Annotated in this window: 21 protein-coding genes and 1 pseudogene; 10 read left to right on the forward strand and 12 right to left on the reverse strand. The window is 58.8% G+C overall.

Features of this window, described 5'->3' with window-relative positions; all coding sequences use genetic code 11:
* Nucleotides 1-27 precede the first annotated feature (27 nt).
* Nucleotides 28-468 carry a low molecular weight protein-tyrosine-phosphatase gene (locus tag AB4N74_RS14325; RefSeq protein WP_116256595.1) on the reverse strand — a complete coding sequence of 147 codons (441 nt, stop codon included), beginning with the start codon at nt 466-468 and terminating at the stop codon, nt 28-30.
* Between the two features lie 293 nt (nt 469-761).
* Between AB4N74_RS14325 and AB4N74_RS14330 the strand changes: the two genes are divergently transcribed.
* The gene (locus tag AB4N74_RS14330) at nt 762-1718 is read left to right on the forward strand and encodes a cellulase family glycosylhydrolase (RefSeq protein ID WP_460100933.1); all 957 of its coding nucleotides are present in this window, start codon (nt 762-764) and stop codon (nt 1716-1718) included.
* 202 nt (nt 1719-1920) lie between these two features.
* The gene (tal, locus tag AB4N74_RS14335; RefSeq protein WP_016986723.1) at nt 1921-2847 is read left to right on the forward strand and encodes a transaldolase; all 927 of its coding nucleotides are present in this window, start codon (nt 1921-1923) and stop codon (nt 2845-2847) included.
* A gap of 202 nt (nt 2848-3049) precedes the next feature.
* Here the strand turns inward: tal and rssC are convergent, their stop codons facing one another.
* The gene (gene rssC, locus AB4N74_RS14340; protein WP_003226553.1) at nt 3050-3532 is read right to left on the reverse strand and encodes an anti-sigma factor antagonist RssC; all 483 of its coding nucleotides are present in this window, start codon (nt 3530-3532) and stop codon (nt 3050-3052) included.
* Nucleotides 3532-4713: a two-component system response regulator RssB gene (gene rssB / locus AB4N74_RS14345; RefSeq protein ID WP_016986724.1), complete on the reverse strand. Its 1182-nt coding sequence runs from the start codon at nt 4711-4713 to the stop codon at nt 3532-3534. Before rssB ends, rssC begins: the two co-directional genes overlap by 1 nt.
* Nucleotides 4714-4988: 275 nt before the next feature.
* Between rssB and AB4N74_RS14350 the strand changes: the two genes are divergently transcribed.
* Nucleotides 4989-5288 carry a PilZ domain-containing protein gene (locus tag AB4N74_RS14350; RefSeq protein WP_093433719.1) on the forward strand — a complete coding sequence of 100 codons (300 nt, stop codon included), beginning with the start codon at nt 4989-4991 and terminating at the stop codon, nt 5286-5288.
* A gap of 52 nt (nt 5289-5340) precedes the next feature.
* Here the strand turns inward: AB4N74_RS14350 and AB4N74_RS14355 are convergent, their stop codons facing one another.
* On the reverse strand, nt 5341-6030 hold the full coding sequence (locus AB4N74_RS14355; RefSeq protein ID WP_093433716.1) for an MlaA family lipoprotein: 690 nt from the start codon (nt 6028-6030) through the stop codon (nt 5341-5343).
* A 197-nt stretch (nt 6031-6227) separates the two neighbouring features.
* On the opposite strand from AB4N74_RS14355, the gene AB4N74_RS14360 reads away from it, so the two are divergent.
* The gene (locus AB4N74_RS14360) at nt 6228-6848 is read left to right on the forward strand and encodes an HAD family phosphatase (RefSeq protein WP_186624454.1); all 621 of its coding nucleotides are present in this window, start codon (nt 6228-6230) and stop codon (nt 6846-6848) included.
* A 108-nt stretch (nt 6849-6956) separates the two neighbouring features.
* Entirely contained in the window at nt 6957-7220 is a 264-nt protein-coding gene (locus AB4N74_RS14365; protein WP_460100939.1) for a DUF4404 family protein, read from the forward strand.
* Nucleotides 7221-7408: 188 nt separating this feature from the next.
* Here AB4N74_RS14365 and queF read toward each other — a convergent pair whose 3' ends face one another.
* Both queF and copI read right to left on the reverse strand, forming a co-directional pair.
* Nucleotides 7409-8239: an NADPH-dependent 7-cyano-7-deazaguanine reductase QueF gene (queF, locus tag AB4N74_RS14370; protein ID WP_460091617.1), complete on the reverse strand. Its 831-nt coding sequence runs from the start codon at nt 8237-8239 to the stop codon at nt 7409-7411.
* A 61-nt stretch (nt 8240-8300) separates the two neighbouring features.
* The gene (gene copI, locus AB4N74_RS14375; RefSeq protein WP_093433708.1) at nt 8301-8834 is read right to left on the reverse strand and encodes a copper-resistant cuproprotein CopI; all 534 of its coding nucleotides are present in this window, start codon (nt 8832-8834) and stop codon (nt 8301-8303) included.
* Nucleotides 8835-8998: 164 nt separating this feature from the next.
* On the opposite strand from copI, the gene AB4N74_RS14380 reads away from it, so the two are divergent.
* Together AB4N74_RS14380 and AB4N74_RS14385 are read left to right on the forward strand one after the other, a co-directional pair.
* On the forward strand, nt 8999-9679 hold the full coding sequence (locus tag AB4N74_RS14380) for a heavy metal response regulator transcription factor (protein ID WP_093433705.1): 681 nt from the start codon (nt 8999-9001) through the stop codon (nt 9677-9679).
* Nucleotides 9679-11025, forward strand: coding sequence for a heavy metal sensor histidine kinase (locus AB4N74_RS14385; protein WP_460100944.1), 1347 nt, complete (start codon nt 9679-9681; stop codon nt 11023-11025). Before AB4N74_RS14380 ends, AB4N74_RS14385 begins: the two co-directional genes overlap by 1 nt.
* 119 nt (nt 11026-11144) lie before the next feature.
* On the opposite strand, the gene AB4N74_RS14390 is transcribed toward AB4N74_RS14385, so the two are convergent.
* The 3 genes from AB4N74_RS14390 to AB4N74_RS14400 all read right to left on the reverse strand — a co-directional run bounded on the left by AB4N74_RS14390 (nt 11145) and on the right by AB4N74_RS14400 (nt 14394).
* The gene (locus tag AB4N74_RS14390) at nt 11145-12389 is read right to left on the reverse strand and encodes a lipoprotein-releasing ABC transporter permease subunit (protein WP_102902248.1); all 1245 of its coding nucleotides are present in this window, start codon (nt 12387-12389) and stop codon (nt 11145-11147) included.
* Nucleotides 12390-12452: 63 nt separating this feature from the next.
* Entirely contained in the window at nt 12453-13151 is a 699-nt protein-coding gene (lolD, locus tag AB4N74_RS14395) for a lipoprotein-releasing ABC transporter ATP-binding protein LolD (protein WP_007910506.1), read from the reverse strand.
* Nucleotides 13144-14394, reverse strand: coding sequence for a lipoprotein-releasing ABC transporter permease subunit (locus tag AB4N74_RS14400; protein WP_034156426.1), 1251 nt, complete (start codon nt 14392-14394; stop codon nt 13144-13146). Before AB4N74_RS14400 ends, lolD begins: the two co-directional genes overlap by 8 nt.
* 94 nt (nt 14395-14488) lie before the next feature.
* Between AB4N74_RS14400 and AB4N74_RS14405 the strand changes: the two genes are divergently transcribed.
* Complete coding sequence (locus AB4N74_RS14405) at nt 14489-15070, forward strand: PilZ domain-containing protein (protein ID WP_007910502.1); 582 nt, start codon at nt 14489-14491, stop codon at nt 15068-15070.
* 14 nt (nt 15071-15084) lie between these two features.
* Nucleotides 15085-15807, forward strand: a complete 723-nt coding sequence (locus AB4N74_RS14410; RefSeq protein ID WP_007910500.1) for a glycerophosphodiester phosphodiesterase — start codon at nt 15085-15087, stop codon at nt 15805-15807.
* A 20-nt stretch (nt 15808-15827) separates the two neighbouring features.
* On the opposite strand, the pseudogene sthA reads toward AB4N74_RS14410, so the two are convergent.
* Nucleotides 15828-17244 (reverse strand): annotated as a pseudogene (sthA, locus tag AB4N74_RS14415) (Si-specific NAD(P)(+) transhydrogenase).
* A gap of 197 nt (nt 17245-17441) precedes the next feature.
* On the reverse strand, nt 17442-18386 hold the full coding sequence (locus AB4N74_RS14420; RefSeq protein ID WP_460092246.1) for an FAD:protein FMN transferase: 945 nt from the start codon (nt 18384-18386) through the stop codon (nt 17442-17444).
* 162 nt (nt 18387-18548) lie between these two features.
* Between AB4N74_RS14420 and tcuC the strand changes: the two genes are divergently transcribed.
* Nucleotides 18549-19850 (forward strand): MFS transporter, encoded by a 1302-nt coding sequence (tcuC, locus tag AB4N74_RS14425; protein ID WP_093433694.1) that lies wholly within the window; start codon nt 18549-18551, stop codon nt 19848-19850.
* 170 nt (nt 19851-20020) lie between these two features.
* Here the strand turns inward: tcuC and AB4N74_RS14430 are convergent, their stop codons facing one another.
* The gene (locus tag AB4N74_RS14430) at nt 20021-21484 is read right to left on the reverse strand and encodes a glyceraldehyde-3-phosphate dehydrogenase (RefSeq protein WP_186624461.1); all 1464 of its coding nucleotides are present in this window, start codon (nt 21482-21484) and stop codon (nt 20021-20023) included.
* Nucleotides 21485-21615 lie beyond the last annotated feature (131 nt).

Here is a 21615-nt window from a genome sequence, read left to right on the forward strand (position 1 = left end):
ACCATTCACTGATCTGAAGAATATTCATCAATGCCCGAGGCGCTGCGCCCATGAACTAACAGCATCTTCAATCAATGCATGGGCATGAATAAAAGCGGCCTTGCCTTGACGATACGGGTCCTGTATTTCGCGCTCGCTCTGCCACTTGCCGAGCAGAAACACTTTGCCTCTGGCGTGAGAGGCAATCTTCAGTACTTGATTAACATGCTGTTTTTCCATGACCAGAATCAGGTCTGATTCATTGACGATGTCTGCGGTCAGTTGCCGTGCCATGAAGCCTTCGGCGTTATGGCCATGGTCTTCGAGCACTTGCCGGGCGGACGCTTCTACACCCTCGCCCACCCGCGCCGACAGGCCTGCGGAGGAAACGGTGATCGCTGAGGGGGCGAGCGCGCTACGCAGCATCAGCTCTGCCGTCGGACTACGGCATATATTGCCCACGCAAACGACAAGGATCTTTCTGAACAAGGTTTTACTTTCCTGTGTAATGTCAAACGGCCAACATCCCGAGCGCACTGAATGAACCCTCAAGATCTTCCTGCACTCAGAAATAGATTCGCCCTGTTAGTACCGAAGCATTAAGTACCACAGCGTTTAAAAGCCCCCCAACCACTATTAACGGACTAAAAATAACTGTGATTTTCGAGTGATTGTTTTCCGACAAAAACTAACATTCGCGCACTAAGTGCCATCACCTCACTCGAAAATTGAGAAACGAGATCATTTATTCGCAGTTGTCACTTCTCTTCGGGAGAGCAGACATGAAACCAACACATCTCAAAAGACTCGGCGCGTTGGCATTGATGGTGGCAGGGGCTACGACTCAGGTTCACGCTAGCGAAGTGTTTCCCAGCCTTCCAGCCAAGAACATCGGCGTGCAGGTGAAGATCCAGAACTTCACGGCCGCCGACGCCGCGCAGATCAAGTCGGCAGGCTTCGGTTTTGTCCGCTTCGGTGTGTGGAGCGACAGCCTGACAGCCAAGGCTTATCAGAAACAGGTCAGCGATGCCTTCGCCGCAGCCCAGTCTGCGGGCCTGCCGGTGTTGCTGACAGTCCGCGCGATCAAGGCGTTGCCCGCCACCTCGAGCGCCGATCTGAGCACTGCCGGTGAAGGCTTCGCCAAAGCCGTGACGGGGCTGCAACAGTCGTACAGCGCGCAACTGGTGGCGATCGAGTTATGGAATGAGCCGGACCTGGAAACCTACTGGCCGACGCGCAATTTCGACACCACGTTTGTGCCGTTCATGAGCGGCTTGTGCAAGGCGCTGCAGGAGCAGCCTCCATCGACACCCGTGATCGGTTACGGCTTCGCCCGCCCGCCTAGCGCAGGCTCGGCTGCAACCGTGGCGCTGCACCGCATCGTCAGCGAATACCCCAAATGCCTGAGCGCCGTGTCCTACCACCCCTACGGCATGACCGCCACGCAGATCAGCAACGCGCAAAACTTCATTCAGCAAAACTTCCATCTGCCGGGAGTCATCAGTGAATGGGGCATCTCGGCGCTCGCCTCCAATGGTGGGCCTGAAGGACAAGCGAGCAAGATCAACACGTTTATTGGCGATGTTAAAAAGCTCAATATTCCGCTGACGTCCATTTATGAATGGAAGAACAGTGATTCGGGCAGTAACGACCGCGAGAAGAACTTCGGCCTACTGACCTCTGACGGGCAGCCGAAACCGGCGCGTATGTCCGTCGAAGCCCTGTTGAACGCCCAGTAGCGCATGCACAACCGGCCTGTACGCAGGTCGGTTGCTTTGAACCTGTTGGCTGTTTTGGCATCGTATTCATCGATACCGCGCCCCGCCTTTCAAACAATCGTTTTCAGGTTGTTGCTGCAGGGGCCATCGATACACGCACCTACCCTTGAGTGGCCGTCAGCGCTCGGGTAATGTCATCAGACCCATAGGACAGAGCACGCCCATGACTTCCAAGCTGGAACAACTCAAACAATTCACCACCGTTGTTGCCGACACCGGCGACTTCGAAGCGATCGCCCGAGTCAAACCGGTCGACGCCACCACCAACCCGTCCCTGCTGCTCAAAGCGGCAGCCATTCCGGCCTACGCCGAACTGCTGAATGCTTGCGTCAGCGACTGCAAGGGCGATGTCGGCCTGGCCAGCGACCGTTTCGGCGTCGCGGTCGGCCAGGAAATTCTCAAAGTGATCCCGGGCCGTATCTCCACTGAAGTGGATGCGCGTCTGTCGTTCGACAAGGATGCGGTGCTCAAACGCGCGCATCGCTTGATCGAGCTGTACGACAAGGCCGGCATTGGCCGCGATCGCGTACTGATCAAGATCGCCTCGACCTGGGAAGGCATCCGCGCCGCCGAAGTGCTGGAGAAGGAAGGCATCCAGACCAACCTGACCCTGCTGTTCTCCTTCGCCCAGGCCGCCGCTTGCGCCGACGCTGGCGTGTTCCTGATTTCGCCATTCGTGGGCCGCATCTACGACTGGTACAAGAAGGCCAACGGTAACGACTACACCGGCGCTGATGATCCGGGCGTGCAGTCGGTCACCCGCATCTACAACTACTACAAGGCCAATGACTACAAGACCGTGGTCATGGGCGCGAGCTTCCGCAACCTCAATCAGATCGAGCAACTGGCCGGCTGCGACCGCCTGACCATCAGCCCGGACCTGATCGACAAGCTGGCGGCCGATACCGGCAAGCTGGAGCGCAAACTGGCACCGGGCAACGCCGGTGAAGCCCGTCTGAGCCTCAATGAAGCGCAGTTCCGCTGGTTGTCCAACGAAGACGCGATGGCTACCGAGAAACTGGCTGAGGGCATCCGTCAGTTTGCTCGCGACCAGGAGAAGCTTGAGGCGCTGTTGCAGGCCAAGCTGTGATTTGAGTGGGTGAAATGCAAAAAGGGCGAACCTTCACAGGTTCGCCCTTTTTCATTCAGTCAGCCATGGAAAATGTATCGTCTGATCTGACGCCTTCGCGAGCAAGCTCGCTCCCACAAGGGGATTGGTGATCGACACTGATCCAGTGTGGGAGCGAGCTTGCTCGCGAAGAGGCCGGCCGGGACAACATCACGTCATGAGATCAATGCCGCTCGAGGGCATTCACCAGGTCATGGAACGCTTCCCGGTTGGAATCGTTCAGGCCCATGAGGATCTTGTGCGCTTCAAGCACCTTGATCCGCACCACTTCTTCCGACTGGTCCTGATCAGGCAGGTCGTCCAGGCACTCCGGGCATGGCACCGGGTGGTTGACGATGTTGAACACCTGCTCGAAACCCATCGATTGCAGCAGACGGGTGATGTCTTCGTGGGTGGTGACGACGGTCGGCAGCAGGCCGACCTTCTGCCGCGACAGGATCGACAGTTTGGCCAACAGGCCCAACGTCGTGCTGTCGATGCTGCGGGTTTCGGTCAAATCGATCACGATCGCGTTGAAATTCAGCGCGGTGAAGATTTTCTCAATAGTCGCATCCAACGCCGAACACAGGGTCAGGCGAACTTCACCGACGAACTTCAGGACGAAGGTGCCGTCCTGCTCGGCGAACTGGATTCTACCGGTACTCATTAAAGATTCCTGCTCAACACCAACAGGGCGATATCATCCGGCATCTCCCCTAGCGTGGCCAATCCAAACACTTGCCGCAGACCATCCAGGCTGCCGCCCGCCGACTTCACCCGTTGAGGCAAAGCGGCTTCTTTTTCTTTGAGCGTAGGTTCTGGCAAAAGATCCAGAATGCCATCCGACATCAGCGTCAGGCTGAATGTCGGCGGCAGCTCAAGCACGTGGTCTTCGTAGGTGGCTTCATTGAAGAGGCCCACCGGCAGACCACGCCCTTCGAGATAACGAACACTGTCAGGCGTGTACAACACAGGCAACGGCAGATGGCCGCCGATGCTATAGGTCAACAAACCGGTCTCCTCGTCGATGACTCCACCGACCATTGTGACGTGTTTACCCAGCTTACAACTGATCAGCCCCCGGTTGATATGACCGAGGACTTCAGAAGGTTTGAATTCCGGCAATGTGCCGTTGCGCTTGGATTCGAACAGCAAGCGCGTGGTCATGAACTTCAGCAGCACGGTGACGAAGGCTGAAGAAGCGCCATGCCCGGATACATCGGCCAGGTAAAACGCGACCCGGCGCTCGTCGACACGGAAATAGTCGACAAAATCACCCGACAGGTACAACGACGGGATGATCTGGTGCGCGAACTTGAACTCGTCGATGCTCCACGGGCTTTCCGGCAGCATGTTCATCTGCACCTGGCGACCGGCGTTCTGGTCTTCCTGGAGCAGGTTCAGGCTGGCCTCGAGCTCGCGGTTGGCCTTCTCCAGCTTCTCGCGATAGCGCTGGTTTTCCAGCAGCAGGCGCGCACGATCGAGGGCCCGGCGCACAGAGTGCTCGAGCACAGCCAGATCTTCGAGAGGCTTGATCAGGTAATCCGCCGCGCCCAGGCGCAGGGCCTCGACCGCGTCGTTCATCACGCCGGCACCCGACACCACGATCACCGGCGTTTGCGGCGATCGCTCGGTGACCTGACGGATCAGTTCGAGACCGCCCATCTGCGGCATGCGCAGATCGCAGATGACCAGGTCGGGCGTGTCTTGCTCGAATACCTGAAGACCCTGTTGGCCGTTGCTGGCCTGCAGGACGCTGAAACCACTGTCTTCCAAATAGGCCGCGAGGCTCGCGCGCACTACTTCGTCATCATCGATTATCAGCAGCGTGGCACTGGTTTTTGGCATGTGGGCAAACGGCGCCAGAATTAGGTTGGCGTAGTTGGCGGGGCATCTGGCCCTGCGCAGACTACTGGATTCGCTTTCTAGCCTCTCTGCTGCACCGCTTTCGAGCATTGACTGCAAACGCGGTTGCACCAGAGGTGCCCTTCTAAGGCGCAGACGGTACTCCCATCCGCAGAGCGTTTCAAGCATGCGCCGATGGTCGCTTGACGACTTTACTTGTCAAATCACCGAGAGTTATAAGAACAGCTCAAACCGTAACCCAATGGAAGGACGAACCTATGAGTCAAACCAGTCGGGACTACAGCGAAAAGCGCGATTTCATCCGCATGCGGGTCGATGCCGATGTCGTGTTGATTCATGAAGGTGATGAAGTTTCAGGGGTGTGCATCGACCTCTCCAGCACCGGCATGCAGATCGAAGCACCGCGCCAGTTCGCGGTCGGTGATCGTTTGAGCGTGCGCATCGACTCCGATCACGCCGCACTCAGCGGCCTTGAGGCCGAGACCGAAGTGGTCTGGATTCGAGCACAGGATGACGGCGGCCAGAAACTCGGTCTGACCATCCTGAAGATGAAATAGCTACACACAAAAAAGGCGACCCTGAGGTCGCCTTTCTTTTTACCGGTCGAGATTAAAAATCGTCTTCGACCTGGCCATCCTTCACTTTGAACTCGCGGTTCTGCAAGTAAGCGTTGCGGATGAAGGTGTACTTGTCGCCGCTGATCAGCTTCTCGCTCGACAGCAAGCTCGCGCGGGTGTCGACGATGTTCAGGCCGAAGATCGAATTACGCGCCGGCACGTCGTCGATGTAGCGGTACATACCGGTGTAGCTGTCGACGTATTTCGACGGTGCATCACGCAGGGTGCTTGGGCCGAGCAATGGCAGCATTACGTACGGACCGCTGCCGACGCCCCAGTAACCGAGGGTCTGACCAAAGTCTTCATCGCTGCGGTTCAGGCCCATTTTGGTGCCGACATCAAAGAAGCCGAGCAGACCAAAGGTAGTGTTGAAGATCAGGCGCGCGGTGTCGACGCCAGCGGCAGCCGGTTTGGCCTGCAGAATGTTGTTGGCAAGGTTGGTGACGTCACCGACGTTGCGGAACATGTTGTGAATGCCGTCTTCGAGAAACTGCGGTGTAACGAACTCATAGCCCTGCGCCAATGGCTTCAGCGCGTAGGTGTCAACGAAGTCGTTGAACTGGAAGATCGGACGGTTGACGCTTTCCCAAGGGTCTTCTTCCGTTGCCGCCTGAGAGGCAAACGGGGCCAGCAACAGGCCGGCACATACACAAAGCTGAGCGAGCGGATTGCTCCAGCGCATAGAAAAACTCCTTGGAATGGTACTGTCGCGGACCTCTGGGTCCGGGTATTCAGGTCGCTAGTATAAGCGCAAAAGCCCGTTTGGACAGTCTGCGCAATGAAGCAGTCTGTAGGACGCTTCGCGCGTCGCCTTCACACCGCTGTCATCCAACTGTCACTGAGACGCCCTAGCCTGATCGTTATTTCAGGGACGTTGCCATGACACACGCCGAAACCTTGCCCGTCGCCGCCCCCAGCCTGACGGCCGTACTGTTCGGACTCAGCGGTTGTCTGGTGGATTTCGGTGCTCGCGCCCGGCAACAGACGATCGCCCTGCCCGAGCATGCCGAGCCCACACCCGGCGCACTCGACAGCCTGCACAGCCTGCAGCGCCAGCAGATTCCCTGCGCCTGGCTAGATGAATTGCCCCCGCCCCTCGCGCAAGCGTTGTCGGTCTCATTGCCAGCGTGGATCAAACCCGCGCAACATTCGGCAACAATCAATCCATGGCCCGCCCCGAACGCCTGTTGGCAAGCATTGATGACGCTGAACGTCGGTAGCCTGGACGGTTGCGTGCTGGTCAGTGGCGAACCGCGCCTGCTGGAAGCTGGACTGAATGCCGGCCTGTGGACCATCGGCCTCGCCTCCTGCGGCTCGCTCTGCGGCCTGGCACCTCAGGAATGGCAAGCCTTGAGCCAGAAAGAACGCGAACACTTGCGTGGCAAGGCCACCGTGCAGTTATTCGGGCTGGGCGTGCATTCGGTAATCGATCACCTGGGTGAACTCGACACTTGCCTGGCGGACATCCGCCTGCGCCGCCTCAAAGGCGAAAAGCCCTGACCGGGATCATGCAGGTTTGCCGGGAGTGGATTAATCTAAAGGTCAGCCATAGACCTTTGGCGCGCGGCTGCGGTCAATGCCAGTGCCTATTGATAAAAGGAAAACACCATGCCCGCCCAAGAACTGCAAAAACAGCTCGAGACCCTGCGCGAGCAGCTGGAGCAGAATCCGCCGCTGTCGGAAGTTGAGCGTGAGGATTTGCATGCGCTGATGAAGCAGATTGAACTGGAACTTGAACTCGAAACCAAGACCAACGATTCGAACATTGCCGACGGCGTGAACCTCGCCGTTGAACGCTTTGAAGTTGACCATCCAACCATAGCTGGCACCTTGCGCAATATCGTCAACGCGCTGGGCAGCATGGGGATCTGATTCCCCCCGAAACGCAAAAAGCCCTGCCATCACTGGCAGGGCTTTTTCATTTCCGGACTTGAAACACACTTCCCTGTGGGAGCGAGCTTGCTCGCGAATGCGGTGAGTCATTCAACGATGATGTCGACTGACACGACGCCTTCGCGAGCAAGCTCGCTCCCTCATGGGATATCGCACATTCTGGATCTTTATTGACGTACGAGCCGGTGGTTCGGCAGCTGTACGCTTTCGGTGCTGCGATACGGATTGATATCCAGACCACCACGACGCACGTAACGTGCAAATACCGTTAATTTCTCGGGTTTCAACAAGCGCTGCAGATCGAGGAAAATCCGCTCCACACACTGCTCATGGAAGTCCGAATGCTGGCGGAAGCTGACGATGTATTCCAGCAGACTCGCATGATCCAGCGCCGAGCCACGATATTCCACCACCACCGTGCCCCAGTCCGGCTGACTGGTCACCGGGCAATTGGATTTGAGCAGGTGGCTATAGACCGTCTCTTCAACAATCCGCGAATCATCGCAACGCAACAGTTCCGGGCGCGGATGCTCATAGTTGCTGACGCTGATATCCAAATCGTCGATGCATACGCCCGGCAACGCCACGACGCCTTCCGCTTCGACGTCCTTCAAGCTTCGTACCCGCACGCCCACCGGTTTGCCGGCAGCGGCCGACAAATCCTTGACCAGCGTCGCCTCCAGGCTCGCAACGTCGGCAAACGCCGTCTGGTTCAGCGAGTTCAGATACAGCTTGAACGACTTCGACTCGATGATATTCGGCGAATCCGCCGGAATACTGAACTCGCCGATCGCCACCACCGGCTTGCCCGACGGCAGCAGCCACGACAGCTCGAAGCAGTTCCAGAAATCCACACCTTTATACGGCAGGGTTTCGGCGGTCAGGCCCAGTTCGGCCCATTTCGCGGTGCGCGGAATCGGGAACAGCAGGGACGGCGTGTATGTGGCGATGTATTCGCTGGATTTGCCCAGCGGCGAATGTTCGGCTGCGGGATGCATGGCGGAAACCTGACTGAAGAATCAGCGGATTCTACCAGTCTTTGCCCGCGCCTTTGAGTGCTTACTGACTGACCGTCAGTTTGCCGACCATGCCCGCCTGATAATGCCCGGGAATATTGCAGGCGAATTCCAGGCTCGTGGCCTTGCTGAAGGTCCAGGTCAGCTCGGCAGTTTTGCCCGGCTCGACCAACACGCTATTGGGGTCATCGTGCTTCATGCCGTGGCCCATCGCTGCGTGATCCATGCCAGCCATGTCGTGGGACATTTCCTTCATACCGGTAGGCGTAAGCATGCCGCTTTGCTGCATTTGCAACATTTCCTGCTGGTGTTTGGCGTGCATCGCTGCGTCACCGAGGTTGAATTCGTGCAACAACTGGCCTTTATTCACCAGCACAAAACGAACGGTCTCACCGGCCTTGATCTGAATCGCCTTAGGGTCGAACGACATGTCGTTCAACACCACTTCAATGCTACGCGTGGCGTTGGCGGCAGCTGCTGGCTGGCCAAAATCGTAGGTGTGAGCTGGCGCGGCCCACACTGGCGAACTCAGCGCCAACAGACAGGCAGCCAACGTCAGGGATTGGCGTAAAAACATGGTCGTTCTCCAACAAGATAAGGTTCAGCCTGTGGGAAACTTTAGCCGGCCTGCGCTGGCATCTACCTGACAGGCAGATTACAACTTTGTCAGGTTGGCGCCTATCGCCTGCTCTCAAGGTATAAAGCTTTCGTTTCTACACCCCGAACAAAACCGAGTTGCCCATGAAACTGTTGATCGTCGAAGACCAAGCGAAAACCGGCCAATACCTGCGCCAGGGCCTGACCGAGGCCGGGTTCAATACGGAGCTGGTGGCCGATGGCAACAGCGGTCAGCAACTGGCACTGAGCGGTGATTTTGCGCTGCTGATCCTCGACGTGATGCTGCCGGGCCGCAACGGCTGGCAGATTCTGCAAGCGGTGCGCAGCGCCGGGCTGGATACGCCGGTACTTTTTCTGACGGCCAAAGACGCCGTGGAAGACAGGGTGCATGGCCTGGAACTGGGAGCCGACGACTATCTGGTCAAACCGTTCGCCTTCTCCGAACTTCTGGCGCGGGTGCGCAGCCTGTTGCGTCGCGGCAGTGCTACACCGCAAGAAACCAGCCTGCAATTGGCCGATCTGCGTCTGGACCTGATTCGCCGTCGGGTCGAACGCAGTGGCCAACGCATTGATCTCACCGCCAAGGAATTCGCGCTATTGGAAATGCTTCTGCGTCGTCAGGGTGAGGTGCTGCCGAAATCGCTGATCGCCTCACAGGTCTGGGACATGAATTTCGACAGCGACACCAATGTCATCGAAGTGGCGATCCGCCGTTTGCGTCTGAAAATCGACGATGAATTCCCCAACAAACTGATCCACACCGTGCGCGGCATGGGTTACGTGCTCGAAGAGCGTGGCGCCTGATGCGTCGTTTGTCTCTGAGTTCACGCCTGGCCTTGTTGTTTGCCGCCTGCACCGCGGTGGTTTCGCTGTTCGCCGGGGTGTTGTTCAACCGTGCCAGCGAAGCGCACTTCATCGAACTCGACCAGCAACAACTGGACGGCAAGCTGATCGGCCTGCGCCGCGCCTTGCAGGATCTTCAACCCGGCCAACGTGAAGCACGGCTGGCGGATGAGTTGAGTCGTCAGGCCGATCTGTCGCTGCGCATCACTGGCGGCGACGGCCAACGCTGGTACGACAGTTCGACGCTAATCCCCAAGGATTTACCGCAACAATCCGGCCTGTCGACTGTTAGCAACGACGGCACCGATTACCGCGTGCTCAACGCCCCGCTCTACCCGGACAAAGCCGATTCACCGCAATTGTCCTTGTTGCTCGACATCACCCATCACCAACACTTCCTGCAACGCATGCAGCACCTGATCTGGCTGACGGTCGGTCTCTCGGCGCTGGCCACTGCCTTGCTCGGCGCCTGGGCGGCCCGCAGCGGCTTGCGTCCGTTGCGGCGCATGAGCGCCGTTGCCCGTGGGATTTCCGCACAATCGCTGAATGCCCGACTACCGGAAGCGCAAATGCCGCCCGAGCTTGCGGAAATGGCCCACAGCTTCAACGCCATGCTCGCACGCCTCGACGACTCGTTTCAGCGGCTCTCGGCGTTTTCCGCCGACATCGCCCATGAACTGCGCACACCGCTGTCGAACCTGCTGACCCACACCCAGGTCACCCTCACCCGCCCCCGGCCGATCGAGGATTACCGCGAAGCGCTGCACAGCAACCTCGAAGAGCTGCAATGGATGGCGCAACTGGTCAACGACATGTTGTACCTGGCCAAGGCTGACCACGGTTTGCTGATGCCCAAGCGTGAACCGCTGGAACTGGCGGATGAAACTGATGTGCTACTAGAGTTTTTTGCGCCGCTGGCGGAGGACGCCGGGGTCAAGCTGACGCGCGAGGGCAATGCGCGGATCGAAGGTGATCGCAGCATGTTACGCCGGGCGCTGTCGAATTTGCTGGATAACGCACTGCGGTTTACCCCGGCTGAGGGCTATGTGAGCTTGCGGATCGTTGAGCTACCGAACGCTGTGCGCGTTTCAATAGAAAACAGCGGCGAGGGGATTTCTGCGGAGCTGCTGCCACGCTTGTTCGACCGGTTTTATCGGGCCGATCCGGCGCGGCAGGAAGGCAGCAGTGAGCATGCGGGATTGGGGCTGGCGATTACTCAGTCGATCGTCCGCGCCCATGGTGGGCAGATTCATTGCGAATCTGAAGCAGGATGGACGCGGTTTGTGATTGAGTTGCCTCGAACCTGATCGTTCCCACGCTCTGCGTGGGAATGCAGCCCGGGACGCTCCGCGTCCCTTCCAGAGCCGAACGCGGAGCGTCCGTTGAGGCGTTCCCACGCAGAGCGTGGGAACGAGCATGGAGTCGCTTACGAATATCTCAGGGCGTGAGCCGGTTCGATCTTCGCCGCCCGCCAGGCCGGATACACCGTAGCCAGAAAGCTCAGAATAAAGCCCGCCGAGCAGATCAACAGCACGTCCCCACCCTGCAATTCCGACGGCAAATTGCTGACGAAATACACATCCGAACTGAAGATATGCTGCCCGCTGACTCGCTCGATCCAGCCCACGATCTGACTGACATTCAGCGCGGCGATCACGCCCAACACGCCGCCAATGATCGTGCCGACAATACCGATCACCGTGCCTTGCACCATGAAGATCGCCATGATCTGCCGTGGCGTGGCGCCGATGGTACGCAAAATAGCGATGTCCGCGCCTTTGTCGTTCACCACCATGATCAGCGTTGCGATGATGTTGAACGCCGCCACCGCGACGATCATCAGCAACAGCAGGCCGATCATGGTTTTTTCCATTTTCATCGCACTGAACAGGCTGCCCTGGGTGTGGGTCCAGTCGTCAGCCTTGAACTCGGCGCCCAAGCCGGCGGCGATGTCCGAAGAGACTTTCGGCGCGGCGTACAGGTCTTTCACCGCCAGACGCACGCTCTGCACCTGATTCGGCTCCCAATGCTGCATGGTCGCGGCGTCAGCCACATGGATCAGGCCCATCGAGCCGTCCAGTTCGGCGCCAACCTTGAACACGCCAACAACGTTCAAACGCTGCATGCGCGGGGTGATGCCACCCGGCGCAGTGCTGACTTCCGGGACGATCAGGGTGATCTTGTCGCCAACATTGAGACGGAAACGGCGGGCGGTGATTTCGCCAATCACCACGCCGAACTCGCCGGGCTTCAAGGCATCCAGACGGCCCTGCACAATGTGCTGGGCAACAATCGACACCTTGCCTTCCTGCGCAGGATCGACGCCGCTGATCTGGATCGGCTGCATCAAGCCCTTGTAGGAGAGCATGCCTTCCATCTCAGTGAACGGCACGGCGGCAGTCACTTCAGGATTTTTCATCGCGGCGGCGGCCACCGGCTGCCAGTCATCGATCGGCTTGACGCCAACGATGGTCGCGTGGGGCACCATGCCGAGGATGCGCGAGCTCATTTCGCGCTGGAAGCCATTCATCACCGACAACACCACGATCATCGCCAGCACGCCGAGGGCGAGGCCGATCATCGAGGTCATCGAAATGAACGAAACAAAGCGATTGCGGCGCTTGGCGCGGGTATAGCGCGTGCCGATAAAGATCGATAACGGTCTGAACATTCGCTGGGGCACCGTATAAAAATAAAAGACCCGACGCCTTTACAGACGTCGGGTTTCAGCCAGTCAGATAGGCGTGAGGCAACCTTCTTGCAGGTGCAGTACGCGATCCATCTGGCGGGCCAGGTTCATGTCGTGAGTCACCACCAGGAACGCCGTGCGCATGGAGGTGCTGAGTTCCAGCATCAAATCCTGAATGCCTTGGGCGGTGTGGGAGTCGAGGTTGCCGGTTGGCTCGTCGAGCATCACCAGGCCCGGCTTGTTCACCAGGGCGCGGGCGATGGCCACACGCTGACGTTCACCGCCGGACAGTTCCGCCGGTTTGTGCTCCAGGCGATGACCGAGGCCGACGCGCTCCAGCAACGCCGTGGCGCGCTGACGCGCTTCCGGGATCGGCGTCTTGCCGATCAGCAGCGGCATGCAGACGTTTTCCAGTGCGGTGAATTCCGGCAGCAAGTGGTGGAACTGGTAAACGAAACCGAGCGCACGGTTACGCAGCAGGCCACGCTTCTTCTCGCTCAGCGCCGACAGTTCTTCACCGTCGAGCCAGACGCTGCCCTTGGTCGGCGTATCGAGGCCGCCGAGCAGGTTGAGCAAGGTACTTTTGCCCGAACCCGAGGTGCCGACGATCGCGACGCGCTCGCCCGGGTGTAACTCCAGTTGCAGGCCGGCCAGTACTTCTACCGATTCCGGGCCTTCCTCGTAAGATTTGCCCAGGTTGCGGCAGCTCAGGATTGCTTGTTCACTCATGCCCGACTCACTCATAACGTAGCGCCTCCGCCGGCTGGGTGCGCGCCGCACGCCAGGCTGGATACAGGGTGGCGAGGAAACTCAGGACCAACGCAGCGGCGCAGACCATGACCACATCCTGGCTCTGCACCTGCGACGGAAGATAATCAATGAAATACACGTCAGCATTAAGGAATTTGTGGCCGATCAGGCCTTCCAGTGCCGAGATCGCCGCGCTGACATTAAGCGCGGCGAAAATACCGACCACCGCGCCAATCGCCGTGCCGACCACACCGATCACCGTGCCCTGCACCATAAACGTGCGCATGATCGTGCCCGGCGTCGCGCCCAACGTACGCAGAATGGCGATGTCGCCCTTCTTGTCGTTGACCACCATCACCAGCGTGGAAATGATGTTGAACGCAGCGACGGCGACGATCAGCAACAACAGCAGGCCGATCATGGCTTTTTCCATACGGATCGCCTGATACAGATTGCCGTGGGTGCGGGTCCAGTCGCGGGCGTAGTAATGGTCTTCGCCAAGCTGCTGGGCGATGTTCCATGCCACACGCGGCGCCTGGAACAGGTCGTCGAACTTCAGGCGAATGCCCTGCACCTGATCCGGTTTCCAGCGGTGCATCTTCGCCAGATCCTGCAGGTTGGTCACGCCCAGATAGCCATCGAGTTCGCCAGCGCCGACATGGAAAATGCCGACCACGGTGAAGCGCTTCATGCGCGGGAACATCCCGGCCGGGGTCACGCTGACCTCCGGCGCGACAAAGGTGACCTTGTCACCGATGCCGACGCCGAGCTTGGTCGCAGCCTTGTCGCCGATGACGATGCCGAAACTGCCCGGCGTCAGATCGTCGAGTTTGCCCTGTTTCATGAAGTTGTCGATGATCGACACATTGCGCTCGAGCGCAGGGTCGATGGCGTTGAGCAACACCTTGGACACCTGACCATTATTGGTCAGCAGGCCCTGCATCTGCGTAAACGGCGCAACCGCCGTCACCTGCGGGTTCTGCTTGACCTGGGTGGCCAGGCTTTGCCAATCGTTGATCGGTTCAGTGGATTCAATGGTCGCGTGGGGCACCATGCCCAGCACACGGGTGCGCATCTCATGATCGAAGCCGTTCATCACCGACAACACGACGATCATCACGACCACGCCAAGGGCGAGCCCGATCATCGAAGTCAGGGAAATGAATGACACAAAATGATTGCGACGCTTTGCACGGGTATAACGCGTGCCGATAAATACGAAGAGAGGTCTGAACATGTCGGGGCTTGTTCGGAGGGAAAAGGAACGTCCTTGTGGCGGGGGTCGATAACCAGCTTTACACTCAGACCACCGCCGCTACCATGGGTTCGCCATGTCGACATTAGATGAAGAAGATCGCCGCGAATACTACCGTATCGAGGACACGATCGCACTGGAAATTCGGCCCCTGTCTGCTCCCGAAGCTGCAGGCCAGGAAGTGTTGCAGGATGCTTCCCCACTGTTCAACCTGCTCAGCGAACTGCACCTGAGTGAATTCGAGTCGCAACACCTGTTGCGGCAGATCAGCGAGCGCGACCGGGCCATTGCCGCGTTCCTGAAATCCCAGAACAAGCGCATCGACCTGCTCAGCCAGGTGGTCGCCCTGACCGTGCTCGGCCATATCGGCGAGCCGCAACCGGTGATCATCTCCGAGGGCGGAATCGACTTTCAGCACCCGACACCGATTGCCACCGGCGCTCACCTGTCAGTGAAACTGGTGCTGATGCCGCAAGCGCTGGGCCTGTTGCTGCGTGCCCGCGTCACCCATTGCGACCGCAAGGGCGAAGGTTATGACATCGGTACCGAGTTCGAACACCTGACCGATGCCCAGCGCCAGTTGCTCGCCCGCTATATCTTGCAGAAGCAGGCCCAGGAACGACGTCTGGCCCGCGAACAGAACGAATCAGGCATTTAATTTAAGGAAGAACCGTGACCCTCATCTACGGCCACCGCGGCGCCAAGGGCGAAGCACCGGAAAACACCCTGAGCAGCTTTCAGGAATGTCTCAAGCACGGCGTGCGCCGTTGCGAACTCGATCTGCACCTGTCCAAGGACGGCGAGTTGATGGTCATCCACGACCCGACCCTCAAACGCACTACGGAGCGGCGCGGCAAAGTCGTCGAACACACCGCCGCCGAGCTGGTCACTTACGACGCGCGCAAGGGTGGCCCGGGCTGGATCAAGCCGTGCCCGATTCCGACGCTGGAAGAGTTGTTCGAGAAGTGTGATTTCGAGCATTGGCAACTGGAGGTCAAAAGCGCTTCACGTACTCGCGCCGCAACCACGGTGCTGGCGATTCGTGAAATGGCGCAACGGCATGGCCTGCTCGACAAGGTGACGATCACCTCGAGTTCGCGGGAAGTGCTGAAAGCGGCGCTGGATCTGGTGCCGGATGTGTCACGCGGATTGGTGGCCGAATACGCCTGGCTCGACCCATTGAAAGTCGCGGCCAGCTATGGCTGTGAGATTCTCGCGTTGAACTGGACGCTGTGTACGCCGGAACGTCTGCAAAAGGCGCAGCGTCAGGGGCTGCATGTGTCGGTGTGGACCGTCAACGAGCCTGCGCTGATGCGCAGACTCGCCGACTTCGGCGTTGACAGCCTGATTACAGACTTTCCCGGTTTGGCCACTGCCACCCTCGAGAATTGCTGAAATCGGTCTCCCCGGCCGGCTCAGGCCACCGGCCGGAGCCCGTCAAAAAGCCGGTTGAGGCCATCGTACGCCGCTACCCGATAGGCTTCGGCCATGGTCGGGTAGTTGAACGTGGTGTTGACGAAGTACTTCAGGGTGTTCAGCTCGCCCGGCTGGCTCATGATCGCCTGGCCGATGTGAACGATCTCCGACGCCTGATAACCGAAGCAGTGAACGCCCAGCACTTCCAGGGTTTCACGGTGGAACAGAATCTTCAGCATGCCTTGCGGCTCGCCGGCGATCTGCGCACGCGCCATGCTCTTGAAGAACGCCTTGCCGACTTCGTACGGCACTTTGGCCTGGGTCAGTTCATGTTCGTTCTTGCCGATCGAGGCTGATCTCCGGAATGGTGTAGATGCCGGTCGGCACGTCATTCACAAAGCGCCAGCTACCGTTATCGACGATGCTGCCAGCAGCCGAACGACCCTGGTCGTGGGCGGCACTGGCCAGGCTCGGCCAGCCGATCACGTCACCGGCACCGTAGATGTTCGGCACGCAGGTGCGGTAAGCCTCGTCGACCTCGATCTGGCCACGGCTATTGACCTTGACGCCGATGTTTTCCAGGCCCAACTGGTCGGTGTTACCGGTCCGGCCGTTGCACCAGAGTAAGGCATCGGCCTTGATCTTCTTGCCGGACTTGAGGTGCAGGATCACGCCGTTGTCGACGCCTTCAACGCGATCGTAATCTTCGTTGTGGCGCACGGTGATGTTGTTGTTGCTGAAGTGATAGCTCAACGCCTGGGAGATTTCCGAGTCGAGGAAGCTCAGCAACTGACCACGGTTATCGACCAGTTCAACCAACACACCCAGACCGCTGAAGATCGACGCGTATTCGCAACCGATCACGCCGGCGCCGTAAACGATCAGTTTGCGCGGGGTGTGGCCGAGGCTGAGGATGGTGTCGCTATCGTAGATACGCGGGTGGTGGAAATCGATGTCCGCCGGGCGATACGGGCGCGAACCGGTGGCGATGATGATGTGCTTGGCCACCAGTTTCTCGACCACGCCGTTGGCGCAGACCACTTCGATGGTTTGCTCATCGGCGAAGCTGCCGGTGCCGAAGAACACGTCGACGCGGTTACGGGCGTAGTAGCCGGTGCGTGAAGCGACTTGTTTGGAAATAACCTTTTCAGCGCTTTTCAACACGTCCGGGAAGGAGAACCAGCGTGGTTCGCCGATCGCCCGGAACATCGGGTTAGTGTTGAACTGCATGATCTGCCGCACCGAGTGACGCAGTGCCTTGGACGGGATGGTGCCGAGGTGGGTGCAGTTGCCGCCGACCTGGCGACGGCTGTCGACCATCGCGACCTTGCGCCCTGCTTTGGCGGCGTTCATTGCCGCGCCTTCTCCCGCCGGGCCGGAACCCAGCACCACCACGTCGTAGTTGTAGACAGCCATGCGTACTCCTCAGAACAGGCCGCGGTGCCAGCAGCACCGGCGGCTAAATCACGCCGAACGGCGGCGCGAAGGAACAATTGGGGGTCAATCAAGAACCCGGACACAGTCTATAGAAGCGTCAACGCCGCGCACATTAACCCTTGGTCGCGTCGTAGGCTACTTTTGCCTGCACTACAACGCCAGCTTTCGTATTGCTCTCAGTCAGTTTTCTTGCCAGTGAGGCGCTCGAAAGCCGTATTGGTACGAACGACAAAACCTGTATCGGCACGAATCACAAAGAATGCACCAATGTCATGTTTTTCCGCATAGTCCCACGCCCTTTCCGGGCCAAGAATCAGCAACAGCGTCGATAGGCCATCGGCCATCAGCGCTGAAGGATGAATCACCGTGACGGACGCCAGGTCGTGTAGGACCGGTGCGCCGGTGCGCGCATCAAAGGTGTGGGAATAACGCCGGCCGTTCTGCAGGAAATAGTTGCGGTAGTCGCCGGAGGTGGAAACGCCGTAGCCGTCGACATTGATAATGTGCTCGGTCACCTGTTGATCGTCACGAGGCTCTTCCAGCGCGATGCGCCACGATGAGCCGTCAAGCTTTCGCCCCTTTGCCTTTAGCTCACCCGTGGCTTCAGCGAGGTAATCGTGGATGCCCATGGCATCGAGCCGTGCCGCGATGGTGTCGACGGCATAACCGGCGGCGATGCTGTTGAAATCGACTTCGACGGCGGCGTCCTTGCACAACTGCTCGCCATTGATGCGCAAGTGCTGATAACCGACGCGCGACATCACCTCGGCGAGTGCGGCGGCGCCAGGGACTTTCTCTTCGCGCCCCTGCGGGCCGAACCCCCAGAGATTCATCAGCGGTTCGACAGTCAGGTCGTAGGAGCCTTCGCTTTGCGCTGACAGTTGTTCGCCTGTGCGGACCAGTTCAAGTACCGCTGCAGGCATTTTCTGACAGCTGTTGGCGGGCAAAGCGTTGAAGCGCTCGATGTCCGAATCGTTGCGATAGGTGGATAGCTGCCGATCGACTTCGCCGAGGATCCCCTCCACTTCACCGCGAACTTGCTTCGGCTCGGGCAAGCCGGCGCGGCGCACATACTTGATCGAATATGTGCTGCCCATGGTCGGCCCACCGAAGCCTTCCATGGAGTCGCCATTGCCGCAGCCAGCCAACAAGCCAGCCAGAATCACAAGCCCCAGCAACCGTCCAGTGAACAATTATTCATCTCTCCGTAAAACCGCGACGGCCATTATGAATTAAAGGATCTGCAACATCTTTATACAAAATCCAATAGTGAGTACCTGAACATGTCCTCCACCACGGGCAAAGGCAAAGCGATTTTTCGCGTTGTCAGCGGCAACTTCCTCGAAATGTTCGATTTCATGGTCTACGGCTTTTACGCCACAGCCATTGCCAAGACCTTCTTCCCCACCGACAGCGCCTTCGCTTCGCTGATGCTTTCACTGGCAACCTTTGGTGCCGGCTTCCTGATGCGACCGCTCGGGGCGATTTTCCTCGGCGCCTATATCGACCGCCATGGCCGTCGCCAAGGGCTGATCATCACGCTGGCGTTGATGGCTGCCGGTACGGTGCTGATTGCCTGTGTGCCAGGCTACGCGACCCTCGGCGTTGCCGCGCCACTGATCGTGCTGTTCGGTCGCTTGCTGCAAGGCTTTTCCGCTGGCGTAGAACTGGGCGGTGTATCTGTCTATCTGGCAGAGATCGCCACCCCGGGCCGCAAGGGCTTCTTTGTCAGTTGGCAATCCGCCAGTCAGCAAGCGGCAGTGGTTTTCGCCGGCCTGCTCGGGGTCGGCCTCAATCACTGGCTGAGCCCGGAACAAATGGGCGACTGGGGCTGGCGCGTGCCGTTCCTGATCGGCTGCATGATTGTGCCGGTAATCTTCGTCATTCGCCGCTCGCTGGAGGAGACGCCGGAGTTCCAGGCCAGAAAACACCGCCCTACCCTGCGGGAAATCGTCCGCTCGATCGGTCAGAACTTCGGCATCGTCATCGCCGGCATGGCGCTGGTGGTGATGACCACGGTTTCTTTTTACCTGATCACCGCCTACACCCCGACGTTCGGCAAGGCTGAGCTGCACCTGTCGGACTTCGATGCGTTGCTTGTAACGGTATGCATCGGCCTGTCGAACTTCTTCTGGTTGCCGGTGATGGGCTCGGTGTCTGACAAGATCGGCCGTAAACCCTTACTGCTGGCGGCGACGATTCTGGCGATCCTGACCGCCTACCCGGCGCTGTCGTGGCTCGTGGCGAACCCGAGCTTCAGCCATTTGCTGATTGTCGAGTTGTGGCTGTCGTTCCTCTACGGTTCGTACAACGGCGCGATGGTGGTGGCGCTGACCGAGATCATGCCGGTGGAGGTGCGCACGACCGGTTTCTCGCTGGCTTACAGCCTGGCAACCGCGACGTTCGGCGGGTTTACCCCGGCGGCGTGTACGTATCTGATTCATGTGCTGGATAACAAGGCTGCGCCGGGGATCTGGCTCAGTGGTGCGGCGGTGTTGGGATTGATTGCAACTCTGGTGTTGTTCCGCGGCAATAAGCATGAACTGCGCACCGCGCAAGCGGCCATACCCGGCGGCACTCGATAGAACGCTTTCGCGAGCAAGCTCGCTCCCACAGGGGATTTTCTGAGCGACACAGATCCAGTGTGGGAGCGAGCTTGCTCGCGAAGAGGCCGGTACTGACAACACAGCTATAAAAGGCACACAAACAAAAACGCCCCGACCTAAGTCGGGGCGTTTTCATTTGCAACGAGTGCTTAGCGCGGGAACGCTGGCGGGTTTACACCGGCCATGTCTTCCATCACGCGAACCACCTGGCAGCTGTAGCCGAACTCGTTGTCGTACCAGACGTACAGAACAACGCGGTTGTCCTGAACGATGGTCGCTTCAGCGTCGACCACACCGGCGTGGCGCGAACCGACGAAGTCAGTCGAAACCACTTCCTGCGAGTTGACGAAGTCGATTTGCTTGTGCAGATCGGAGTGCAGCGCCATGTAGCGCAGGTACTCGTTCATCTCTTCACGGGTAGCGGCTTTCTCAAGGTTGAGGTTGAGAATGGCCATCGACACGTTTGGCGTCGGAACGCGGATCGCGTTACCGGTCAGCTTGCCGGCCAGCTCAGGCAGGGCCTTGGCAGCAGCGGTGGCAGCACCGGTCTCGGTGATGACCATGTTCAGCGCGGCGCTACGGCCACGGCGATCGCCCTTGTGGAAGTTGTCGATCAGGTTCTGGTCGTTGGTGTACGAGTGAACGGTTTCGACGTGACCGTTGATGATGCCGAACTTGTCATTCACAGCTTTCAGCACCGGCACGATGGCGTTGGTAGTGCAGGAAGCGGCGGACACGATCTTGTCGTCAGCGGTGATTTCGTTGTGGTTGATGCCGTGAACGATGTTCTTCAGCTTGCCTTTGCCAGGCGCGGTCAGAACAACGCGGTCGATACCCGGGCAGGCCAGGTGCTGACCGAGGCCATCGGCGTCACGCCATACACCGGTGTTATCCACCAGCAGCGCGTCTTTGATGCCGTACTGGGTGTAATCCACCTCGGTCGGGTTCTTCGCGTAGATCACCTGGATCAGGTTACCGTTGGCGGTGATGGTGTTGTTTTCTTCGTCGATGGTAATGGTGCCGTTGAACGAACCATGGACCGAATCGCGACGCAGCAGGCTGGCGCGCTTGGTCAGGTCGTTGTCGGCGCCTTTGCGCACGACGATGGCACGCAGACGCAGACCGTCGCCACCACCGGTTTTCTCGATCAGGATGCGCGCCAGCAAACGGCCGATACGACCGAAGCCGTACAGCACAACGTCGGTGCCTTTACGTGCGGAAGCGTTTTGCTGGCCAACCACGTCAGCCATTTCTTCACGAACGAATTGCTCGGCGCTGCGGCCATTGCCTTCGTTACGGAATTTGAACGCCAACTTGCCCAGATCTACCGAAGCCGCGCCGAGCTTGAGCTCGCTCATGGCCTTGAGCAGTGGGAATGTTTCGTGGACGGAGAGTTCGCTGTCGTCGGAAGAACGGTGGCGCGCAAAGCGGTGAGCTTTGAGAATCGCGATGACAGACTGGTTGATCAGGCTGCGGCCATAGATCGAGCTCACCACGTTGTTATTGCGGTAGAGCTGACCGATAAGCGGAATCATCGCTTCTGCGAGTGCTTCACGGTCGATCCATTCACCAAGACACTGGTCGGGCTTCTGAGTCACGGTAACCTTCCACATGTAGGGGCAGAAAAAAGGGGCTACATTATGCCGCCGACAACCTCATTCAGCAATGCGCGCTTGTCGCGAAATCGGTAACAAAATCCAGTTCAAAAAAATTACGCCTCGCGCCAGCCCAGTAAAACCGGGGC

The sequence above is a fragment of the Pseudomonas sp. H3_C08 genome, assembly GCF_054669455.1.

Excerpts from the sequence above, each read along its gene's own strand:
- tal (WP_016986723.1), top strand. The coding sequence starts at position 1,921 with ATGACTTCCAAGCTGGAACAACTCAAACAATTCACCACCGTTGTTGCC.
- rssC (WP_003226553.1), bottom strand. The coding sequence starts at position 3,532 with ATGAGTACCGGTAGAATCCAGTTCGCCGAGCAGGACGGCACCTTCGTC.
- AB4N74_RS14330 (WP_460100933.1), top strand. The coding sequence starts at position 762 with ATGAAACCAACACATCTCAAAAGACTCGGCGCGTTGGCATTGATGGTG.
- AB4N74_RS14350 (WP_093433719.1), top strand. The coding sequence starts at position 4,989 with ATGAGTCAAACCAGTCGGGACTACAGCGAAAAGCGCGATTTCATCCGC.
- lolD (WP_007910506.1), bottom strand. The coding sequence starts at position 13,151 with ATGAGTGAGTCGGGCATGAGTGAACAAGCAATCCTGAGCTGCCGCAAC.
- tcuC (WP_093433694.1), top strand. The coding sequence starts at position 18,549 with ATGTCCTCCACCACGGGCAAAGGCAAAGCGATTTTTCGCGTTGTCAGC.
- queF (WP_460091617.1), bottom strand. The coding sequence starts at position 8,239 with ATGCATCCCGCAGCCGAACATTCGCCGCTGGGCAAATCCAGCGAATAC.
- AB4N74_RS14390 (WP_102902248.1), bottom strand. The coding sequence starts at position 12,389 with ATGTTCAGACCGTTATCGATCTTTATCGGCACGCGCTATACCCGCGCC.
- copI (WP_093433708.1), bottom strand. The coding sequence starts at position 8,834 with ATGTTTTTACGCCAATCCCTGACGTTGGCTGCCTGTCTGTTGGCGCTG.
- AB4N74_RS14405 (WP_007910502.1), top strand. The coding sequence starts at position 14,489 with ATGTCGACATTAGATGAAGAAGATCGCCGCGAATACTACCGTATCGAG.
- AB4N74_RS14400 (WP_034156426.1), bottom strand. The coding sequence starts at position 14,394 with ATGTTCAGACCTCTCTTCGTATTTATCGGCACGCGTTATACCCGTGCA.
- AB4N74_RS14430 (WP_186624461.1), bottom strand. The coding sequence starts at position 21,484 with ATGTGGAAGGTTACCGTGACTCAGAAGCCCGACCAGTGTCTTGGTGAA.
- AB4N74_RS14355 (WP_093433716.1), bottom strand. The coding sequence starts at position 6,030 with ATGCGCTGGAGCAATCCGCTCGCTCAGCTTTGTGTATGTGCCGGCCTG.
- AB4N74_RS14360 (WP_186624454.1), top strand. The coding sequence starts at position 6,228 with ATGACACACGCCGAAACCTTGCCCGTCGCCGCCCCCAGCCTGACGGCC.
- AB4N74_RS14420 (WP_460092246.1), bottom strand. The coding sequence starts at position 18,386 with ATGGAAGGCTTCGGTGGGCCGACCATGGGCAGCACATATTCGATCAAG.
- AB4N74_RS14380 (WP_093433705.1), top strand. The coding sequence starts at position 8,999 with ATGAAACTGTTGATCGTCGAAGACCAAGCGAAAACCGGCCAATACCTG.
- rssB (WP_016986724.1), bottom strand. The coding sequence starts at position 4,713 with ATGCCAAAAACCAGTGCCACGCTGCTGATAATCGATGATGACGAAGTA.
- AB4N74_RS14385 (WP_460100944.1), top strand. The coding sequence starts at position 9,679 with ATGCGTCGTTTGTCTCTGAGTTCACGCCTGGCCTTGTTGTTTGCCGCC.
- AB4N74_RS14365 (WP_460100939.1), top strand. The coding sequence starts at position 6,957 with ATGCCCGCCCAAGAACTGCAAAAACAGCTCGAGACCCTGCGCGAGCAG.